This window comes from Ekhidna sp., from assembly GCF_039960695.1.
GTDB lineage: Bacteria > Bacteroidota > Bacteroidia > Cytophagales > Cyclobacteriaceae > Ekhidna.
Genome location: NZ_JBDVKP010000020.1, coordinates 91,181 through 109,566, shown reverse-complemented (window position 1 = coordinate 109,566; position 18,386 = coordinate 91,181). Strand labels below are relative to the sequence as shown.

The 18,386-nt window shown below is 39.4% G+C and carries 12 protein-coding genes and 1 riboswitch; of the genes, 4 read left to right on the top strand and 8 right to left on the bottom strand.

Features of this window, described 5'->3' with window-relative positions; translation table 11 throughout:
- Window positions 1–32 precede the first annotated feature (32 nt).
- The 6 genes from ABJG98_RS16660 to ABJG98_RS16635 form a co-directional block, all read right to left on the bottom strand.
- Window positions 33–863: a hypothetical protein gene (locus ABJG98_RS16660; RefSeq protein WP_348280678.1), complete on the bottom strand. Its 831-nt coding sequence runs from the start codon at window positions 861–863 to the stop codon at window positions 33–35.
- A gap of 9 nt (window positions 864–872) precedes the next feature.
- On the bottom strand, window positions 873–2,612 hold the full coding sequence (locus tag ABJG98_RS16655; protein WP_348280677.1) for a 4Fe-4S dicluster domain-containing protein: 1,740 nt from the start codon (window positions 2,610–2,612) through the stop codon (window positions 873–875).
- Between the two features lies 1 nt (window position 2,613).
- Window positions 2,614–3,945, bottom strand: a complete 1,332-nt coding sequence (locus tag ABJG98_RS16650; protein ID WP_348280676.1) for an NAD(P)/FAD-dependent oxidoreductase — start codon at window positions 3,943–3,945, stop codon at window positions 2,614–2,616.
- A 439-nt stretch (window positions 3,946–4,384) separates the two neighbouring features.
- Window positions 4,385–5,122, bottom strand: a complete 738-nt coding sequence (locus tag ABJG98_RS16645) for an ABC transporter ATP-binding protein (protein ID WP_348280675.1) — start codon at window positions 5,120–5,122, stop codon at window positions 4,385–4,387.
- Window positions 5,122–6,177: an iron ABC transporter permease gene (locus tag ABJG98_RS16640; protein ID WP_348280674.1), complete on the bottom strand. Its 1,056-nt coding sequence runs from the start codon at window positions 6,175–6,177 to the stop codon at window positions 5,122–5,124. The genes ABJG98_RS16645 and ABJG98_RS16640 overlap by 1 nt, the downstream gene beginning before the upstream one ends.
- Window positions 6,174–7,244 (bottom strand): ABC transporter substrate-binding protein, encoded by a 1,071-nt coding sequence (locus ABJG98_RS16635; RefSeq protein ID WP_348280673.1) that lies wholly within the window; start codon window positions 7,242–7,244, stop codon window positions 6,174–6,176. The genes ABJG98_RS16640 and ABJG98_RS16635 overlap by 4 nt, the downstream gene beginning before the upstream one ends.
- 35 nt (window positions 7,245–7,279) lie before the next feature.
- A riboswitch (cobalamin riboswitch) is annotated at window positions 7,280–7,493 on the top strand.
- 45 nt (window positions 7,494–7,538) lie between these two features.
- Between ABJG98_RS16635 and ABJG98_RS16630 the strand changes: the two genes are divergently transcribed.
- Window positions 7,539–9,347 carry a TonB-dependent receptor gene (locus ABJG98_RS16630; protein ID WP_348280672.1) on the top strand — a complete coding sequence of 603 codons (1,809 nt, stop codon included), beginning with the start codon at window positions 7,539–7,541 and terminating at the stop codon, window positions 9,345–9,347.
- Window positions 9,348–9,350: 3 nt separating this feature from the next.
- Window positions 9,351–10,403: a DUF5074 domain-containing protein gene (locus tag ABJG98_RS16625; RefSeq protein ID WP_348280671.1), complete on the top strand. Its 1,053-nt coding sequence runs from the start codon at window positions 9,351–9,353 to the stop codon at window positions 10,401–10,403.
- On the opposite strand, the gene meaB is transcribed toward ABJG98_RS16625, so the two are convergent.
- Complete coding sequence (gene meaB, locus ABJG98_RS16620) at window positions 10,396–11,385, bottom strand: methylmalonyl Co-A mutase-associated GTPase MeaB (RefSeq protein WP_348280670.1); 990 nt, start codon at window positions 11,383–11,385, stop codon at window positions 10,396–10,398. The two genes, ABJG98_RS16625 and meaB, sit on opposite strands and share 8 nt — an antisense overlap.
- Window positions 11,386–11,524: 139 nt before the next feature.
- Here meaB and ABJG98_RS16615 point away from each other — a divergent pair, with 139 nt between their 5' ends.
- Both ABJG98_RS16615 and ABJG98_RS16610 read left to right on the top strand, forming a co-directional pair.
- On the top strand, window positions 11,525–12,781 hold the full coding sequence (locus tag ABJG98_RS16615) for a CHASE2 domain-containing protein (protein ID WP_348280669.1): 1,257 nt from the start codon (window positions 11,525–11,527) through the stop codon (window positions 12,779–12,781).
- A 35-nt stretch (window positions 12,782–12,816) separates the two neighbouring features.
- The gene (locus ABJG98_RS16610) at window positions 12,817–13,755 is read left to right on the top strand and encodes a hypothetical protein (RefSeq protein ID WP_348280668.1); all 939 of its coding nucleotides are present in this window, start codon (window positions 12,817–12,819) and stop codon (window positions 13,753–13,755) included.
- Window positions 13,756–14,149: 394 nt separating this feature from the next.
- Here ABJG98_RS16610 and ABJG98_RS16605 read toward each other — a convergent pair whose 3' ends face one another.
- Window positions 14,150–18,349: a CHAT domain-containing tetratricopeptide repeat protein gene (locus ABJG98_RS16605; RefSeq protein WP_348280667.1), complete on the bottom strand. Its 4,200-nt coding sequence runs from the start codon at window positions 18,347–18,349 to the stop codon at window positions 14,150–14,152.
- Window positions 18,350–18,386: the final 37 nt, after the last annotated feature.

Genomic DNA, 18,386 nt, shown 5'->3' with positions numbered 1-18,386 from the left:
TCAATTTGACGATCAAGGTAAATAGAAATGGACTACTTCAAGTCAACAAAAACTCCCAGTGAATAGGATGGAGCCGCAAAAATATTTGAAGCACTAAATACACTTGCTGTAGATGCAGATACACCTATCTTTTCGGTGATGTAACCGGCGATTTCAGTCGTGTATGCAGCGTATTCGGTGTTGTTTGCGAAAATGGTAGCACCATCACTAAGTGCAGTTGATTCTGTTCCATTTCCAAATGATTCCACCACGTCAAGCCGCAGTATTGCCCATATTTTGTTATTCAGGAATCCACCTCCCACTTCAGCCCCAATTCTCATTTCATCGGAGAAGTTTTCAGTTCTGTTATTGTATGCTGTATAAACATTAGCATATGCGTTGACCGATCCTATTTGGAAAGATCTACTCAAGTCCAACCGCATCATTTGGTTAAACTCACCATCTCCTGTTTGAAGACTTCCATCACTTCCGCCAGCTTCTTCACCTAGAGGGAGTCCCAATAGTAGTGTTCCTGCAAGAACGAATTTGCTACTTGGCTTGGTGAGGCGATATTTAAAAGCAACATCAGTATCACCAATTCCTGTAACTGATTCATTCGCATTGGCAGACTTACTATATGGAAGATTTACGATAGCAGTGAAGCGATCTGTGACACCATATTCTGCAAAAATTGACGTATTAAAAATTCCTTCTTTTACTGATGCTGCTGTATTGCCATCGAAGGTGTAATACTTGGCAGCACTTACCCACCAGTGAGAAACTTTATAGTAGCCAGTTCCTTTCTGTTTTGTCCAGCCACCACCGGCTAGGGCATATGTCGAAGCAAAAGCAAAGATTGCAAGTAATAGATAAAATCGTTTCATAGTTTATATTTAGATGCTATCGTTTCCAATTAATATCGGCTGGTTGAATCGGCCGTCTTCATCTCGGTTTTCCAGATTTAGAACGCCTCTTGGGCAAACTGCGGAGCAAACTCCACAACCCACACACGAAGATCGGACAATATTTTGACCTTTTTGTGCATAGGCTCTTACATCAATGCCCATTTCACAATAGGTAGAACAGTTTCCGCATGAAATGCATTGACCGCCATTTGTTGTAATTCTAAACCTGGATTTGAATCGCTGTACTAAGCCAAGATAGGCAGCAAGCGGACAACCAAATCGGCACCATACTCTATTGCCCATGAGCGGATAAAATCCTGTACCCACAACACCTGAGAAGATGGAGCCAATCATAAAACCATATACTGTTCGGATGTTTACGCTGGAAAAGCTGAAATTATTTCCATCCACTGGCATATACTTTGCAAAAACTGAAATCTCACTGAATATAATGCCCAATGCAAAGAATCCAGAAATGGCGATAACTGTGTTTCGTACCTTCTTTCCAGACATGGAAGGATATTTTTTTCTATGATAAAAATAGAGACCTGCACCTAATAGAGCAACTACACTCATTACAATCCATTTGCTAAATGAGATGTAAAAGTCTCCGCCAAAGAAATTGTAGAGAACCAGCCCTGTCATGATGAGCGCAAAGATTAAAACGCCATGAATAATCAGGCGTTCGATTTGCCATGCCTCAGTTGATTTATCAGATAATTGTCTGAATGGATCTCCAGCAGTTTCAGCTAAGCCACCGCATCCACAAACCCAAGAGCAATACCAGCGTTTTCCAAAGATGTAAACGAATAAAGGCACACCTATTGCAAAAAGTGTGACCCCCCAAACAAACATAAATATGCCTAAACCGCCCGACTGGGTCAATGTATTTATATGCCAGGCATCAAAGAAGTCGTAATCCAACGGCCACATGTTTTTGAAATCAAAATAGGGTTGATTCAATCGCACCAGGATTTCCGGGATAAGGAAGGCGAATGCCAACTGAAAGAACATAACTGAACAGGTTCTAAAGATCTGGTATCTGCTGTGACGGTATTTTAAAATCATGCGCACACCCATTACCAAAACAGCGAATGTGTAAAGGAATCCATATAAAAACCACTGGCTGGAAGAAGCTGATGGATTGATGAGTTTTTGAAGAGGATCTACAATAATGATCCAGTTCGTGATATAGGCAGGATAGAAATAGAGCAATATATAAAACCCGATGAGCAGCACACCAGTGAGTATACCCATCCACCCACGATTATTGAGAGCATTATGGAATATGTGATTGTTTTTTATGCCAGGAGGACCATGTAGTTTTATTTGCGGTAGCAGGAACATTAAAGCACCAATCGCTCCAACCACATAGATTAATATGAATACTAAAAGTTTATTATCTGGAACAAATCCGGTGGCTGATGCACGAGCCAACGATCCAGCATAATCGTCATAAATCACCTGATCCCACTTTTGCTCGATCCGTGCCCGCACGTTAGCATCTTCTACAATGCCGTTTATTGTATTTACAAAGGGAACGCTTGATGCGTATTCTATGCCAAAAACTTCTTGAAATGCTGGTTTTAAACTTTCCTGATGTTCTGTTTTCACAATCGAACTAAATGTGTCTTCTTTGAGAGTGAAACTGGACATAAAAAAACTACCCAGGAAAAGTCCAAGAGAGAATAAGAACAGTATAAGCCCCGTATATCTAATTGCTTTCATTTTATGCGAATAGTTTTTCTATGAATCCTTTTTTTCTAACATGGACTTGCAGCTCTGGAAATTCACCATTGAATTTTTTCTGAATTTCTCCTTCCCAATGGGTGTAAAACTCTGGATCGAAATTGGCTTCAGGTAGGTTAGAAATGATAAAATCCAATGTTCTTTTTTCTGAAAGCCACTTATTCCAAACTTCATGTCTGTTACGAATACCAAAAAGATTGACACCCTGAACTTCTAGCGTATCTTTCTTATAAATAATTTTGATGCATTTTTCCTTATCATCACATTCCCAATAAAATGAGCCTGAGTCTTTTGGACATTCAGGCAGAACAATGCCATAATTTTGATATTCGATATCAAAGAATTTAGCTGAGTTGAACCAAACGCCAGGTCGATACTGGGTTTCTTTTCCAGTAATGGTCCTAGCCACTGTTTCGCCCATCATTCTGCCTACATACCATACTGCTTCTATGGGTCTTCTATGGGATGGTGGATTTTTGAGCTGAGCACAATCGCCAATAGCATACACGTTAGTTATGTTAGTTTGAAGATTTTCATCAACCAATATTCCTCTGTCAGTAGCCACTTTTGAATCTTTTACTAAGTCAATATTGGGATGCACACCGACAGTAAGTCCAACAAATTGACAGTCTATTATCTCTCCAGATTTAGTTTTCACGCCGCTCACTCGTCCATTTCCATCATCAAGAATTTCGTCAAGTTCAGTTTCCTGCCTCAAGTCAATTCCTTGTTTGGTCAGATGATTATCTATGAGAGTGGATTCTTCCTCTGGGAGCATGTTTCCCCAGAAGTGTTCTTCTCTGATGAGATAGGTAACCGGGATATGTCGTGAATGAAGCATTTCAGCCATTTCCACACCAATGAGACCTCCTCCTAGAATTAATGCATGTTTCACATCTTTTGTATTCTGCTCCATGAGTTCCAGGTCTTGGTAAGAGTAAAGCCCTTGTACTCCTTTCAAATCCTGACCAGGCCATCCAAAAAAATTAGATTGGCTTCCAGTAGCCAGAATAAGCTTGTCATAGGCCATAGATTCGGATTCTTCAAACTGAATTTCTTTTTTATCAAAATCAATCGACTTAACCCATGCCCTCTTAAGATCTATTCTGTTTTTATCCCAAAACCAATCTTCATAAGGCTTTGTGTTTTCGTACTTCATATGACCCATGTAGATATACATGAGCGCGGTTCGCGAGAAGAAATGATCCGTTTCAGCTGAGATGACTGTGATCTCATCATCAGAAAGCTTTCGAATATGACGTGCTGCCGTAATACCCGCAACGCCATTTCCTATTATGACAATTTTTTGCATTTGATAGATTGAAAGTCAATAATACGTTGATGTACGAATGGTAGCTTTGAAGTTACTAAGAACCAACCTCGATTGTCAAGTCATTGACATACTTTGAAGAAATAGTATTTATACTTTTTCAACCACAAGTAATAGCTCTTTCGCAGCATCTAAGAACACAACTCTTTACGAGAATAGCTATAGAGCGATAGTTGACACATCCTCTATTAATGGCCCTGCCGGATACAGCAGGGCTTTTTTAGATTAAATGATGTTTGTCATTTAGTTGACAAAAAAATCTTTAAACCTTCCTGATCTTATTTCGGTTATTTACGTACCACATATTGGTGATTAGGTGAAATGGGTGGGTTAGCGTGCAAAGGCACGTTTCTATTCGGTTAGGTTAGGTTACGATTATCCCACTCATACTAGAGGGACCCTCCACGGGTCCCTTCTTTTTTTACTTAAGAATCCCTTTTGGGATATGAAGGTAGTGCTGTAGAGCTCCTTCATCAATCAGAGTCTTAGGATGTCCAATAAGCATTTCTTTTCCAAAGTCCATGCACCAAAATAAATCACAGGCTTTGGAGGACAGCTGGATTTCATGTGTGGAAATTAAGACTCCCTTGCCCCTGGTGGCAATCTTCCTCAGAAGGTCCAATACTTCAATTTTGTTTTTTAAGTCCAGGTGAGAAGTGGGCTCATCCAGAATGATGAGGTCTGTATCTTGCGCCAGTGCACGGGCGATCATAACCTTTTGCAGTTGACCATCGCTAAGCTCAAAAAGCCTTTTTTTAGCCAGGTAATTAATCTCCATTTGGGTGATAGCCTGGTCAATTTTCTCTTTATCCTCTTTTTTTAATTTGCCAAACCAACCCGAATACGGATGCCGACCAAGTGCAATAAGTTCAATAACTGAAAGATTTAATGAATCTGGCCGCCCCGTTAGAACCACGCTTATTTGAGTCGCAATTGACTTAGGATTTTGTGAGTCTATTTCTTTTCCTAAGAGCAAAATTTCACCGCTTATCCTAGCCTGAAGACCACAAATTGTACGGATAAATGTGGATTTACCAACACCATTCTGGCCGACTAAACCTACCAATTGACCTGACTCGATGGAAAGATTGATATTTTTAGAGAGAATCTTGTCGCCTCCATACCCTATAGCAAGATCATCTATTTCCAACAGCATCATCAGAATGAATAATTAAGATTAGACTTTCTTAAAATCAACCAGATCACAAATGGAGCTCCAAAAAGTGAAGTAACAGCATTAATTGGAAGCGTTTCTTGCATGCCCGGTAGTTGGGCAAAAATGTCAAAGACTATGAGGAGGATACTTCCAAGCAAAATCACTAGTGGAGTGAGTAGAAGATGATTTCCAGTATTGAAAAGCATCCGTGCAATATGTGGGACAGCAAGCCCTATAAATGCAATTGGACCACAAAAGGCTGTAACTGTGCCAGCAAGCAAACTTGTATTAATGATGATAAGCATCCGAGCCCTCTTCAAGTTGAGACCAAGAGATTCTGCATAATTTTCACCTAACAGCAAAGCGTTTAATGATTTGGATAAGAGAAACGAAAATATCAGTGAAACCATAATGACGGGCATCATTACATTGAGTTCTCCCCATGAAAGACTACCCAGGCTTCCGAAAGTCCAAATAACATACGCCTGAATGTTTTCTGCCTGACTGAAATATTGAAGAATGCTTACTAAAGCGCTTACTGCAGATCCAAACATCAGACCTATAATTAGTAGTGATACTCCAGACCTGATTCGGAATGAAGCAATCAACACGACTGACAAAACAATAAATGAACCAAGTCCAGCCGCACCAACCAGAAGCCAGTTTCTTCCTATTCCAGTCATTTCGATGAATCCACCTAGCCAGAACCCTAAAAAAATCACAAGAGCAACTCCTAGTCCAGCACCGGAGCTGATACCTAAAATGAAAGGTCCGGCGAGCGGATTACGGAATAGTGTCTGCATTTGGAGCCCACTTATTGCCAGAGCACTGCCCGCTAGTATTGAAGTCAAAGTTTTAGGAATACGAAAATTTTGGATAATGTTCGACCAAACTTCATTATCGGATGAGCCTATGAAGTGATTTACGATAAAACTGAATGGAATCTGAACGGAACCTAAAGAGATACTTAGAATAAAGCTCGTCAGCAATACAAGAATAAGAAGAAGAAACACCTTTTTCCACTTCTTTTTAGACTCGTCTAGTTGAGATTCTATCATTTTATGTTTTGAAAATAGACCGTTTCATATTCCGGCAAAAGTTCAGGGTGCAAGGTTTTAATCAAATCTGAAAGTACCAAATCAGGTCGCGAATAGCCAGATTCAAAGAAGTCATAGCCACCATTAGGTCCAATTTTTTTGTTGTAATTATAAACCTCTCCATTTTTGAATGCTCGAAAGGTTGCGTAGCGCTCATCTTGCCCTTCCATCTCAACCATCGTATTTAAAGTAGATGTCCCAATCCAGAATTCCGCATCATTTCCTTTTTCGTACACAGCTTCAAAGCTAAGTTCCAGCCAGCCAGAGGTAGTATCAGCATCCCATAGGTACGCTCCTCCAGCGTTTTTAAAGAATGTAGCTGCCCAGTTGTTACCTCCTGGTAAAAACCAAGTGTCACCATAAACAACACCGCTTAATATGGTGGGCTTGTTTTTGACAGCACCAGCCAATTCTTTTAGGCGATTGTATTCTTTTGCGATTTCGCTAAAGATGGAATCTGCTTTTTTTTCTTTGTTTAATAGCGCTCCAAAAAACTTGATCCATTCTGCTCTACCGAGTGGTGATTGTTCCAGAAAGTCAGAATTATAATATACAGGAATCCCTGCTTCTTCGATTTTAGCCAATGTTTTAGATTCTCCTCCCATGTCAAATGCGACGACAGCATCTGGGTTAATCCCCAGTAATAGCTCCATATTCATACTTCCGTCGGGCCCAAGGTCGGTAAGTAATCCAGCATTTGCTCTTTCAATAAAAACTGCCGAACTGATGTAATTAAGGTTTGGAAATCCAATGACAGATTCTTCAGCATCAAGCATTTCAAAAAAGGGAAGGTGAGAAGTAGAGGTACATACTATCCTCTTAGGGACTCCGTTCAAAAGATATTTTTTTGATTTTGTTGCTTTTGGCCAAGGTTCGTCAACAACTAGATATCTTTGATCTCCTTCTGATTCAAAATGGAAGCCCTTAGCATACTGTACCTCCTCAATAGTAGAAACAGTAGATTTTTCTCTCTGAGGGCCCGAACAGGCACCGATTAGAATGATTATTCCGAAAATAAGTCTATTCATAGTTCAAAAGTAGCGTATCAACATGGTAAGTTGTTTAGTTTTGTCCTCGACTTGGTTTCGATTTCACTTCAGTGGAAGAGAATTAAAACGGGAATCTCGTAACTAGCCTTGGTTGGAATTCGAGAGCTGTCCCCGCAACTGTAAGTCTGAAGAATGTTTTGGCCACATCATAATCCACTATCCGAATAGGACGGGAAGGAAGCTAAAACCAGACAAGCCAGGAGACCTGCCCAGTCATTTTATTCTGCATTCCGGAGGAGAATGTCGAGATGTTAAACACTTAGGAATACTAAGATGTATCGGTTTATTTGGATGTGCCTTCAGGCGATTGCTTGCTGCGTATCTTTCATCTGCTTTGCTCAAGACTCAACTCGTGTGTTAGACGAAGTAGAGATTGTAGGTATAGACTTGTCCCTATTTTCTTCGGGCACAAGCATAAGAGCAGTTAAAAAGAACAGCAGTGTATCACTCGCAGCAATAGGAGATCAATCCACTATATATTTTAAGAATTATGGATCTCAGCAGCTCTCAACCATCAGCTTAAGAGGCACATCCTCTTCTCATACCAGTGTGATTTGGAACGGTATTCCAGTCAATTCACCAACACTGGGTCAAACAGATTTTTCTGTATGGCCCATGTTCCTTTCAGATCAAGTATTTGTTCAAAAAGGAGGAGCGAGCTCTTTATTTGGAAGCGGAGCTATAGGTGGCGCTGTGATACTAGACAACTCAAATTTTCAAAAAGACTCATTGATGAGCATTTATCTGGGATATGGTTCTTTTGGGCAGCGCGACGTTGGTTTGCGATTGCAGTTTCATCAAAAACAGATTATTAACGAAACTACAATTTTTGGAAGCTTATTGGACAATGACTTCAAACTTGTGAGTGGCGATAGACAGAAGCATGCTTCCGTCAATCGCCTGGGTGTTTCAAATAAGCTGAGTTATAGGCATAAAAGAGGGACTTTGTTTTCTGAAGTAGCATACGCTAAAAATGAAAGAGAAATTCAGCCAACAAAAACAAGCTCGTCACAAAACACTTTGGAGAGCGAGAATATTCGTGTAGTTCTCAATAATGAGTCGGTGGGCATAGCTACTCATCATTCAACAATTGGATTCATTTCGGATCAAACTATATTCAATGATACCTCCATCACTACTTCTTATCGCGTAGCTGCAACTCATGCGATTGAAAGGTCGATCAAAGCTTTAATCTTTCTCCGGTTTGGAGGAACTGGAATACATGAGTGGGCTGAGTCTGGAAATTTTAATGAGGTAGAAAAGCAAACGCAAGGGCACCTTTTCGTGTCAGGCACATTTCTAAATAAGCTGGGAAACGTTACCATAAATCTGCGTCAGGCCTTTTACAGAAATGCAGAAGAATTTATTCCATCCATTGGAATAGAATCATCAATTATCGGTGATGATAAGATCCAAATCAGATTTAGATCACAGCTCAGCAGAGATTACAGAGCTCCGACATTCAATGATTTGTACTGGCGACCTGGTGGGAATGCAAATCTAAAATCAGAAAAAAGCCTGAATTATGAATTAGGAGCAGACCTCAAGTTTTCAAACTTAAATGTTGGTCTTACAGGATTTGCCTCTCATATTTCTAATTGGATTCAGTGGACACCAACTGATGGAATTTGGTCTCCACAAAACATTAGGGAGGTAAAAACAAAAGGAATTGAAACCTATTCCAACGCCAATTTCAGCATTGGTCAAACAAAAATTTTTCTTGAAGCAGAATACAGCTATACACTCTCTACTGATAAGGGTTTAGTTGAGGAAAATCAGCTTCCGTACGTTCCTAAACATTCAGCTATGGCCTCAGCGGGCCTTATTTCTAATCATTCAAGCATTCAGCTAATTGGAAATTATACTGGAAGAAGATTCACTACACTTTCTAATTCCAGAGCCAACCGGATTGATGCTTTCTCCCTCATAGACGTACAATTAAAGCACAGATTTCTTTTTGGATCTACATCGATTCAAACCACATTCAATATCCAAAATATAGCAGATACTAATTACGAAAACTTAAAAAATACAGCAATGCCCGGGCGGGCATTCTCAATGGAATTAACAATTAAATTTTAAACAATGAATAGATTTTTACTTAAAACGGTAGTATTAGCTCTTATAATTGGAATATTATGCGCTTGTAGCGACGATGACGCTCCACTCCCATTAGGTGAATATGACAATGGAGTTGTCATTATCAATGAGGGTAATTTTTTGGAGGGAGATGCTTCTATTTCCTTTTATGGACGTTCTGCAACTGATGCAGAACTTAATGTTTTTGAAGGAATAAATGGAATTTCACTTGGTGATGTAGCACAATCTGGATATGTGTATGATACACTACTTTTTGTTGTTGTAAACAACAGCAATAGGGTAGAGGTATTGCACAGATATTCCATGGAAAGCCTCTACACAATCGAAGCTGCTTTACCGCGGCATATAACAGTTGCCAACGGGAAAGGATATCTGACAGAGTGGGTCAGTTTTTCTGATGCCGGAAGACTTTCGATAGTAGATTTAGCTACCGGGGATCTGGATGGTTCTGTTTCCGTTGGTTTTGGTGCAGAAGATGTTGAGGTTGTTGGCAACAAAGCATACGTTTCGAATAGTTTTGAAAGCACTATTTCAGTGATAGATTTGACACGTAATGAAGTGACAGAAACTATTGGGTTGGGATCGCCAGGTCCAACTCAAATGGAGGTTGATGCTAACGGAGATCTTTGGGTAGCATGTAAAGGTGGTTTTGATGCAAATTTCAACCCAACGAATGATGGCGCCATTTTCACCTATGATCTTTCAGCTAATACGCTTGAAGGAATTATTGCTTTTGAGGTAAATATTCCTGGTAAACTAGCTTTTAATGCCACTAAGGATGAAATTTATTTCTATGTGGACAATACCGTTTTTACAAGAAATGTAAATAGTTCTTCAGTTTCAATTGAGCCATTTATTGACGGAGAAGAATTCACCTCACTCTACGGAATTGGAGTCGATCCTGTAACAGGGGAGATCTATCTGGCAGATTCTAAAAACTTTATCGAAGACGGTATTGTCTATAAATATAACACAAGTGGAGCCTTAGTTTCGTCCTTTGCAGTTGGAAGAGGACCGAACGGTTTTGTTTTTAACTAAATAATTCTTCTACTGCCTTACGTACTGAAATTTTCTGGGAGGAGATAAGCTCCTCCTTTTTTTTAATTTCGTTCTTTACAGCAGGTTTCGAAAAGAAACTTTCCTCAAGGCGGTCATGAATACGCTCGTGGAACCACTTAATGGCCTGCCTTTTTCTATTCTCTGTAAACCAGCCTGAAGTTATAACCTGCTTTTCATACTTCTCAATTTCTTTCCAGGTAGCTTCAATGCCCAATTTTTCTAAAGCTGAGCATAATCCCACAGGCACAACCCATTCAGCCTCATTAGGTGGGAAAAGGTGTACAGCATTTTTATAATCTTCTTTCGCTTTTTTTGCGGCCTTAAGATTCTGTCTGTCTGCCTTGTTTATTAGGATGTGATCTGCCATCTCCATGATTCCTCGTTTGATACCCTGAAGCTCATCTCCTCCACCAGCAAGCATCAATAGTAGAAAATAATCTACCATGTCTTTCACGACAGTTTCACTTTGCCCAACACCAACTGTTTCAATAATAATGATGTCAAAGCCCGCAGCTTCACATAAAAGAATCGCCTCCCTTGTGCTTGAAGCTACTCCTCCAAGATTGGAACCAGAAGCCGATGGTCGTATAAATGCATTGGGATCTCTAGACAATTCATCCATCCGTGTTTTATCCCCTAGAATGCTGCCTTTGGTACGGTTGCTGCTAGGGTCTATTGATAGAACAGCTACCTTCTTATCTATATCTGTTAGCATCTTTCCAAATGCTTCTATAAAGGTACTTTTACCAACACCTGGAACCCCAGTAATCCCGATTCTGAGAGATTTACGGCCAGGCTGAACGATCCGCTCAATCAATTCGGCGCTCATCTTCCGGTCTTCGACTCTTTTACTTTCTATCAATGTGATTGCCCTACTTAGAAAAACCCTGTTTCCTTGCAATAGGCCGTTTATTAAGTCTTGTAGATGAATATCAGGTGTTCGCCGAAAAGTTGAATCCATAAGACGAGTATTAAAGTTTTTATTGCGTAATTTGAAGAAAAAATTGAACTCTTCTAATACACTAATTGTGATCGTTAGTGATAAATGTTTTAATTGCATATATAATCTTAACTAACTAACCTACCAACACAATTAGATAATGTTTAGAAGATTCTGGCGGGATGTAATCCTGGGAACAATTTTTATTTTCGCGCTGATGGGACTTTTCGGAAGTCTAACCGCGTTTAAGGTCTTTGACATAATGGATCCAATAGGAGAAGCATTCGCTGACATGGAGTTTACGGATGTTTATTTCTCTCAATTACTGGACGACCCTGTAGCTGATCAGAATGTGGTGCTAGTGAACGTTGGTCTTGAGCCTCGTGCTGGGATAGCCGTTTTATTAGACTCTATTAGTAAGTATGATCCTGCTGTGATCGGAGTGGATTTATTTTTTGATTATCCAAAAGAAGATACACTGGGAGATTTGATGCTAATGGAGGCACTTGGTCGTGTTGAGAATTTGGTGCTTGTAAACAAGCTTTCTCAGACAATGGGAAATTTAGATCCTGATTCATACGATTCGTTGGAATGGTCTGATCCCATGTTTACCTGGAATGCTACACCTGCCTTTGCCAACCTACTTACAGGCGCAAACGTTCAAGAAGACTTAAAAATGTGTCGCAGGTTTGTGCCACAATTAGAGCTTGATAATGGTGAAAACCAAGTAGCTTTTTCTGTGAAAATGGCTAGTTTCTTTGACTCAGAAAAAGCAGAAAAGTTCCTAGCAAGAGGAAATGAGGTTGAGGTAATTAATTATAGAGGCAATGTGCTGGATTACGGGGCTACCAAGTTTGGAAATAAGTATTTTGCCCTAGATGTTTGGGACGTTTACTCTGGAAATTTTGTATCAGAAATCATAAAAGATAAGGTTGTTATATTTTGTTTTTTAGGTGAAGAGTTGGGAGATCGGGAAAATTTTGAAGATAAATTCTTCACTCCTTTGAATGAAATATATGTAGGAAGAGCATTTCCTGATATGTATGGAGGAGTTATTCATGCAAACATTGTTTCGATGGTTTTAAATGAGGATTACATTTATTACTTATCAGATTTCCAAAGCTGGACACTGACTGTAGTCATGTTATTCTTCACCATTATGGTCTTCTCTTGGATCTACAAAAAATTACCAAAATGGTATGACGGAATCACAAAGGTGATTCAGGTTATTTTGTTAGTTGGGATTCCTTACATAATGATTTATGCAATGGATCTCTATAGTATTAAGTTAGAATTGAATATTCTGCTTATTGCAATAGCACTTTCAGGCGATGGTCTGGAGGTATTCTATGGAGTAGTGAAAAACTCACTATCCAAAGAAGGAAGAAAGGAATTATTTAAAGTATCACGATTATAAATTATTTGAAAACGCCAAATATTACTGGAACTATTATGAGAAAGTTTGTTTCTATTGCCATCACGACAATGCTTGTTTTCGCAGTTGGAGTTGCCAACGGACAAGGATATACGTTTAGAGTATTGGCCAATAAAGGTCAAAATAAAGTAAAAAAAGAGGGTGCAGCAACACCAGTTGCACTAAAAACCGGAGCCACACTGAGCGACGGTGATCAACTGATCGCATCGCAAGGTGCATACATTGGTCTGATGCACAAGTCAGGGAAAACCTTGGAAGTACGTACGCCAGGAACTAAGAAAGTATCTGATTTAGCCAAAATGGTCAATACTAAGTCTGCAAGTGTATCTAGTAGGTATGCTAAGTTCTTAGCTAGCAAAATGAATGAAAAAGAGCAGCCGAACTACAGACAAAGATTGAATGCTACTGGAGCAGCTAAAAGAGCACTTGCTGGAGACGAGCAAATTAAAGCGTTGATTCCTGCTGAGGATGCAAGTGTATTGGGAGACAAAGCCATTGTAACATGGGATGTCCTTGATGATATGGAAGAAAACGTGTTCATTGTTACAGTGAAAAATATCTTCGATGAGGAGATCATGAAAGAAGAAGTAACTGGTAACTCTGTAGTGCTTGATTTTACTTCTGAGCAAATGCAAAACGAAGAGGGTCTGTGGATCATTAACGTTAGAGCTAAAGAAAACCAAGATGTATCTTCAGGAGATATAGCAATCAAGCGACCTGAAAATCCTTCACAGTACGCTGAAGGCCTGAGTAGCCTGAAAGCAGAAGTAGATGAGGATAGCCCACTTAACAAAGTGATCTATGCTTCATTCTACGAAGAAAACGGTCTGATTGTCGATGCACTTACTGCTATTGAAGAAGCAATTCAGATGAATCCAGATGTGGAAGATTTCAAAATCTTGAAAAAGGACATCATCGAAAGAAACGGAATTAAAGTCTACGAAGAGACGGAATAAGCTCTTATAAATAGAAACAATTTTCTAACCCTGATCTGGATAGATCAGGGTTTTTGTTTGTCTCATAGTCACTGATTGGCTTTTGAAGCAAAGAGGAGAAGATATTAAAAGATTAACAACTAGGATAAATCTGGTAGAAGCATGCCAAGTTACGATGATGTCGATGTTTGGATGTATTACATTTTTTTATTCAATGGGATAAGCTGATACCCTAAAAGGGTGCAGGCTTTGCATCCAGATTTAAGGGCGGTACATGATGAAGATGCAAAATTAATTAAGCTTCTTAAAAGAATAACTTCGGATCAAAGCAATGAAACTTGTAGGAATTAATCTTTGGCTGTCTGAAAGAAAAAAAGGACACCTTCCAGTGCCCTCTTCTTTAGATTTCCTTGGCTTAATCTAAACCAATCATCACGAATGGCCCCCAGTAGATTGGGTCACTATATTCGTTACGAATTTCTTTCTTAGCATCGATAAACGCTTGACGCTTGTTTCCAGTTTCTATCCATTTACGGTAGAATTTTACCATAAGTTGTTGTGTTGCATCATCACTTACCTTAAAAAGTGACATGATAATAGTTCTTGCTCCTGCCACTAAAAAGGCTCGTTGTAAACCATACACACCTTCACCGGCTTGTACTTCACCCAGCCCTGTCTCACATGCGGAAAGTACTACTAGATCTGTCTGGTCTAAGTTTAGGTTCATGGCTTCATAAGCAGTAAGAATGCCATTGTCCACGTTGTAGTTGAACTGAGTCTGGTTTAAGATATCACCAGCGCCGGCAAGCAATAGCCCGGTCTTAAGGAGCGGATTATCATACGCGGCTGTCTCGTTATATTCCTGATCAATTTTACTAGTTTTCGGAGCCTCCTTGAAGAATCCGTGAGTGGCCACATGAAAAACTCGAGGGTTAGTTACTTTCTTGATAGTGGACTCGCTAGCTTCCTTTTCAGTGAATTTATCTGTAGACCATCCTTTACGATCCAAAAGATCATTCAGCTCGTCAATCTCTTCCTTGGTTCCTGGAAGTGGATTTACTACTTCTGCTGTGGACCGGGTGAGGCCTGATGTTGCCAGCGGTTTACCTGGTTGTGTTTCAAGGTAGAATTCTGGGTTACCAAACAACATTGCATACTCTTTTTCCGCAACTACTTTGGTCTTAATCTTATTCATGAATAGATCCTTGGTGTTGCTTACTAACAGAATATTAGAGTTATCAAGTACATACTTGCCATCGGGAGTTGGAATAGCCTCCAGGTTGATCTGATTGTATACACCATCTGGTGATAGATAAAGTGTGGCTACAGCCCCCATCTCGTCTTCAATAGGCTGCCAAAACTGCTCATATGAATACTTATCGTCTATTTTGTATTTAATACTGTTTCGGTAGGTTTTGAGGTACCTGCTTTCAAGTTCTTCACCATTGTCAAGCAGGATCATTTTAGGCTCTGATCGTTTATCACCTTTTACATAGAGTAATGCATACATTACAGAATCAGTAAATATGTGATCGAAGACCCGAAAGCGGACCATTTCAATTGCGACCTCATTTTCTCCGAGCGAATTTTTGATATCTTCCCAAACTACCTGCCGACTATCAGCACTTTGTGAGAATAGCTCTGATTTCAAACTGATACTTTTCTCCAACAACTCGACATTGTTGGAAAGTTGAACCGGATCAATGCCTCCTTCCTGAAGATCTTGCAAACTCATGGACAGGGCTGCGGTGAGTAGCTCTTTATCTTCTACCCACTTAGTATACATGTCTATCAGTTCCTGATCATTACTACTCATTATCCGCTGACGCACCTTTATAGATGAGTTGAGAAGTAAAGCTTTAGTCAAAAGTGCATTGTTATACAACTCTCCAATATATTTCACGCTTCTATTCCGGCTGACAATCAGTGTATTATAAAATTCATAGTCACCCTTGATAGTGTTCCAGAACTTTGCCTTTTCTCTCTCACTTAGGGCAGGGAAATACTCTTTAATAAAGTTTTTGTAGTTGGCTAGCACGCCTTCCATTTCATCCTGTGAATCTTTATATCTGGCTTGCATGAAGTATGTCTTACTGAGTTTTGACTGTACTTTAACAAATTCAGGGTGAGTGTTGCTAAACACCCGTTGATATTGTCTCTGAGCATCTTCGTAGTATTTCTCAGCTTCCGGATAATTCTTTTGTTTATAAAATATGTCTCCCTTAAGTACAAGAGCTGTTGCTGCGTTGATGTTATTACGCTTACCAATTTTATTTTTCCAGATACTTTCTGCTTGATTCAAATATGTAAACGCAAGTGAATAATTACCCGATGCAATATTTGCTATCGCCATATTTTTTAGAATTTCCGCATAAGTCGGGTTGTTCGAACCGAGCTTCTTTCCTATGATTTTTTCAGCCTCTTGGAAGAGTGATTGTATTTGTGTTAAAGGTTTGTCTTGATAAAAGTACACAAGTGCAAGCGTGGAAGTTGATTTTCCTACATCAACGTGATCTGGTCCAAACTTCTCTTTTTGAACGCGAATGGCACTTTTTAATAGTGTCTCAGCCTTGTCATAATCTCCAATAGTAGTATAAACATCAGCTAGTTGAAGTATGGATGGAACCACCTTAGATGAATTTTCTCCAAAAATGCTGATCGCGATAGTATTGGCTCTTCGTGCTTGTTGTTCTGCTTGTGTATAGTCTCCTTTAATCAAATTAAGACGTGCATTTAGCACGAGTGTCCGATTCAAATGCCTGCTACTATTTCCAAATTGATTAGTCTTCTCTTTAAGTGATTCGGTCAAAAGATCTGTCGCATCCGAATACCTTCCGATGTTAGTAAATAATCCACCAAGGTCATCTTGATAGCTTAAGCCGGTCACATCAATGATTAGTGCACCATGTTCTTTTAGATCTTCAGAGTCATAGATATGATCTTCGGCATCATCATATTCCCCTTTTATTGATAATAGTTTGGCTTTCGTAATAAAAGCTGAAGCGAGATAACTTTTTGATTCATCTGTTTTAACAGCTTTCATGATTCGGATGGCTTCTTCCAGATTTTTGGTAGCTTTTTCATACTCACCAATATTGATTTGAAGCCCCGCTATTTTTTCAAGTTCCTTACCGTATTCAATGTCTTCATTGTCATACTTTACTCTGGCTGCAAGTAGTGCATCATCCAATATATCCGATGCTTTCGCATAGTTGTCTGTTTCCTCATAAAACTTGGCCAGATGATTCATGATGTCCAGGTAGTCTACATGACCTTTCGTGATTTGAGGTTCTACAATGGCGTGGAAGCTTTCATCATAGATTTGCTTTGCCTCTGCGAACTTATCCGTAAAATCAACATAGTAGTTGGCAAGTTTTACTTTAGTCAAATGATATTCAGGAGCTTCCGGCCCAAGCAAAAATTCCTTTATCTTCAAAATTTCGGTATCATAGGCTTCTGTGTTTTTATGTCTGCCCGCGTAGAGTGCTACCATTTTTGCAAGCTCTAGTAAATCGATACGCTCACTGTGGTATTTAGGAATAGCGGGGTTTGTAAGCATTTCGTTAATCTTATCTTCGATCTTCTTGATGTTTTGATCGTCAAGGTCAAAAGTTAGATCCATCTTATCTTCAGCAAGATTGAAAATACTAGTCTTTTTAAACTCTCTCAATGATTTTTTGAAGTCCTCACTAACGATTTTGAAACGAGCACTCTGGCCAGTTCTATATAATGCGCGCATTAGACTTGCTTGCATGGTCATTACTGTATTGTGCGATAAATCGTATTTTCTAATGGCTTGGATGTAGGCATCTTCATATAATTTAGCTTGAGCTTCTACTGCCAACCCGTTTTCCTCAAGAAGCTTTGCATTTAAAAAAGCATTTGCTGCCCACATAAGGTGGGTTTTTTTCATGTTGTCTTCAACCCAATTTAAGTTCGTGATGAATGCTGAATCAGCAGATTGATAGTCGCCCATTTTGCGTAGCGAATTGGCTTTTACAATCATCATCTTAGCGAATTCCTCCTTACGATCTTCTTGATCGTCTTTATCACCTTCTGAAGACAGAGCACGTCCTAAATAGTAATCTGTTTGATCATCGACTAGTTTGATAGCTCTACTATAAAATCCTTTTCCAGACAGCACTTGAGCTCTTTGCACATCAAGTGCTGATTTAATATCTTCAATAAGTGAGTTAGACGCCTCAAACGCTTGGGTCGCTTTTTCAATGTATTCACTTGCTAAAAGAAAATTCCCGAATGAAATAAGTACCTCAGAAGCTTCCATTAAGATAAAAGCATGCTCCGCACTTTGGGCATCATTCACCTGCTCACTCATTGCGATTGCTTCATCAAGAGGTTTCATCACATCAACCAACTCTCCTAGGCCAACATTGATTTTCGCTTCTTTTACCAGCGCAATGGCATTGTACGGGTTATTGTAACTCAGACTTTTTGTAGCCTTTTTCTTTAACGCTGCAATTTGATTTCTTGCAGATGAATAGTCACCAGACTTATATTTTTCATCTGCCTTTTCAATCATTTTTTCATATTGAGCATTGGCAACACTGACACATAGCATCAGAATTACAACCATGGCGGATTGGAAGTATTTCATATTGAATTGGATTTTTCGGGTGAATAAAGTTATGTAA

What these genes read in the sequence shown, in the direction of transcription:
- ABJG98_RS16660 (WP_348280678.1), bottom strand. Translation starts at nt 863, where the DNA reads ATGAAACGATTTTATCTATTACTTGCAATCTTTGCTTTTGCTTCGACA.
- ABJG98_RS16655 (WP_348280677.1), bottom strand. Translation starts at nt 2,612, where the DNA reads ATGAAAGCAATTAGATATACGGGGCTTATACTGTTCTTATTCTCTCTT.
- ABJG98_RS16650 (WP_348280676.1), bottom strand. Translation starts at nt 3,945, where the DNA reads ATGCAAAAAATTGTCATAATAGGAAATGGCGTTGCGGGTATTACGGCA.
- ABJG98_RS16645 (WP_348280675.1), bottom strand. Translation starts at nt 5,122, where the DNA reads ATGATGCTGTTGGAAATAGATGATCTTGCTATAGGGTATGGAGGCGAC.
- ABJG98_RS16640 (WP_348280674.1), bottom strand. Translation starts at nt 6,177, where the DNA reads ATGATAGAATCTCAACTAGACGAGTCTAAAAAGAAGTGGAAAAAGGTG.
- ABJG98_RS16635 (WP_348280673.1), bottom strand. Translation starts at nt 7,244, where the DNA reads ATGAATAGACTTATTTTCGGAATAATCATTCTAATCGGTGCCTGTTCG.
- ABJG98_RS16630 (WP_348280672.1), top strand. Translation starts at nt 7,539, where the DNA reads ATGTATCGGTTTATTTGGATGTGCCTTCAGGCGATTGCTTGCTGCGTA.
- ABJG98_RS16625 (WP_348280671.1), top strand. Translation starts at nt 9,351, where the DNA reads ATGAATAGATTTTTACTTAAAACGGTAGTATTAGCTCTTATAATTGGA.
- meaB (WP_348280670.1), bottom strand. Translation starts at nt 11,385, where the DNA reads ATGGATTCAACTTTTCGGCGAACACCTGATATTCATCTACAAGACTTA.
- ABJG98_RS16615 (WP_348280669.1), top strand. Translation starts at nt 11,525, where the DNA reads ATGTTTAGAAGATTCTGGCGGGATGTAATCCTGGGAACAATTTTTATT.
- ABJG98_RS16610 (WP_348280668.1), top strand. Translation starts at nt 12,817, where the DNA reads ATGAGAAAGTTTGTTTCTATTGCCATCACGACAATGCTTGTTTTCGCA.
- ABJG98_RS16605 (WP_348280667.1), bottom strand. Translation starts at nt 18,349, where the DNA reads ATGAAATACTTCCAATCCGCCATGGTTGTAATTCTGATGCTATGTGTC.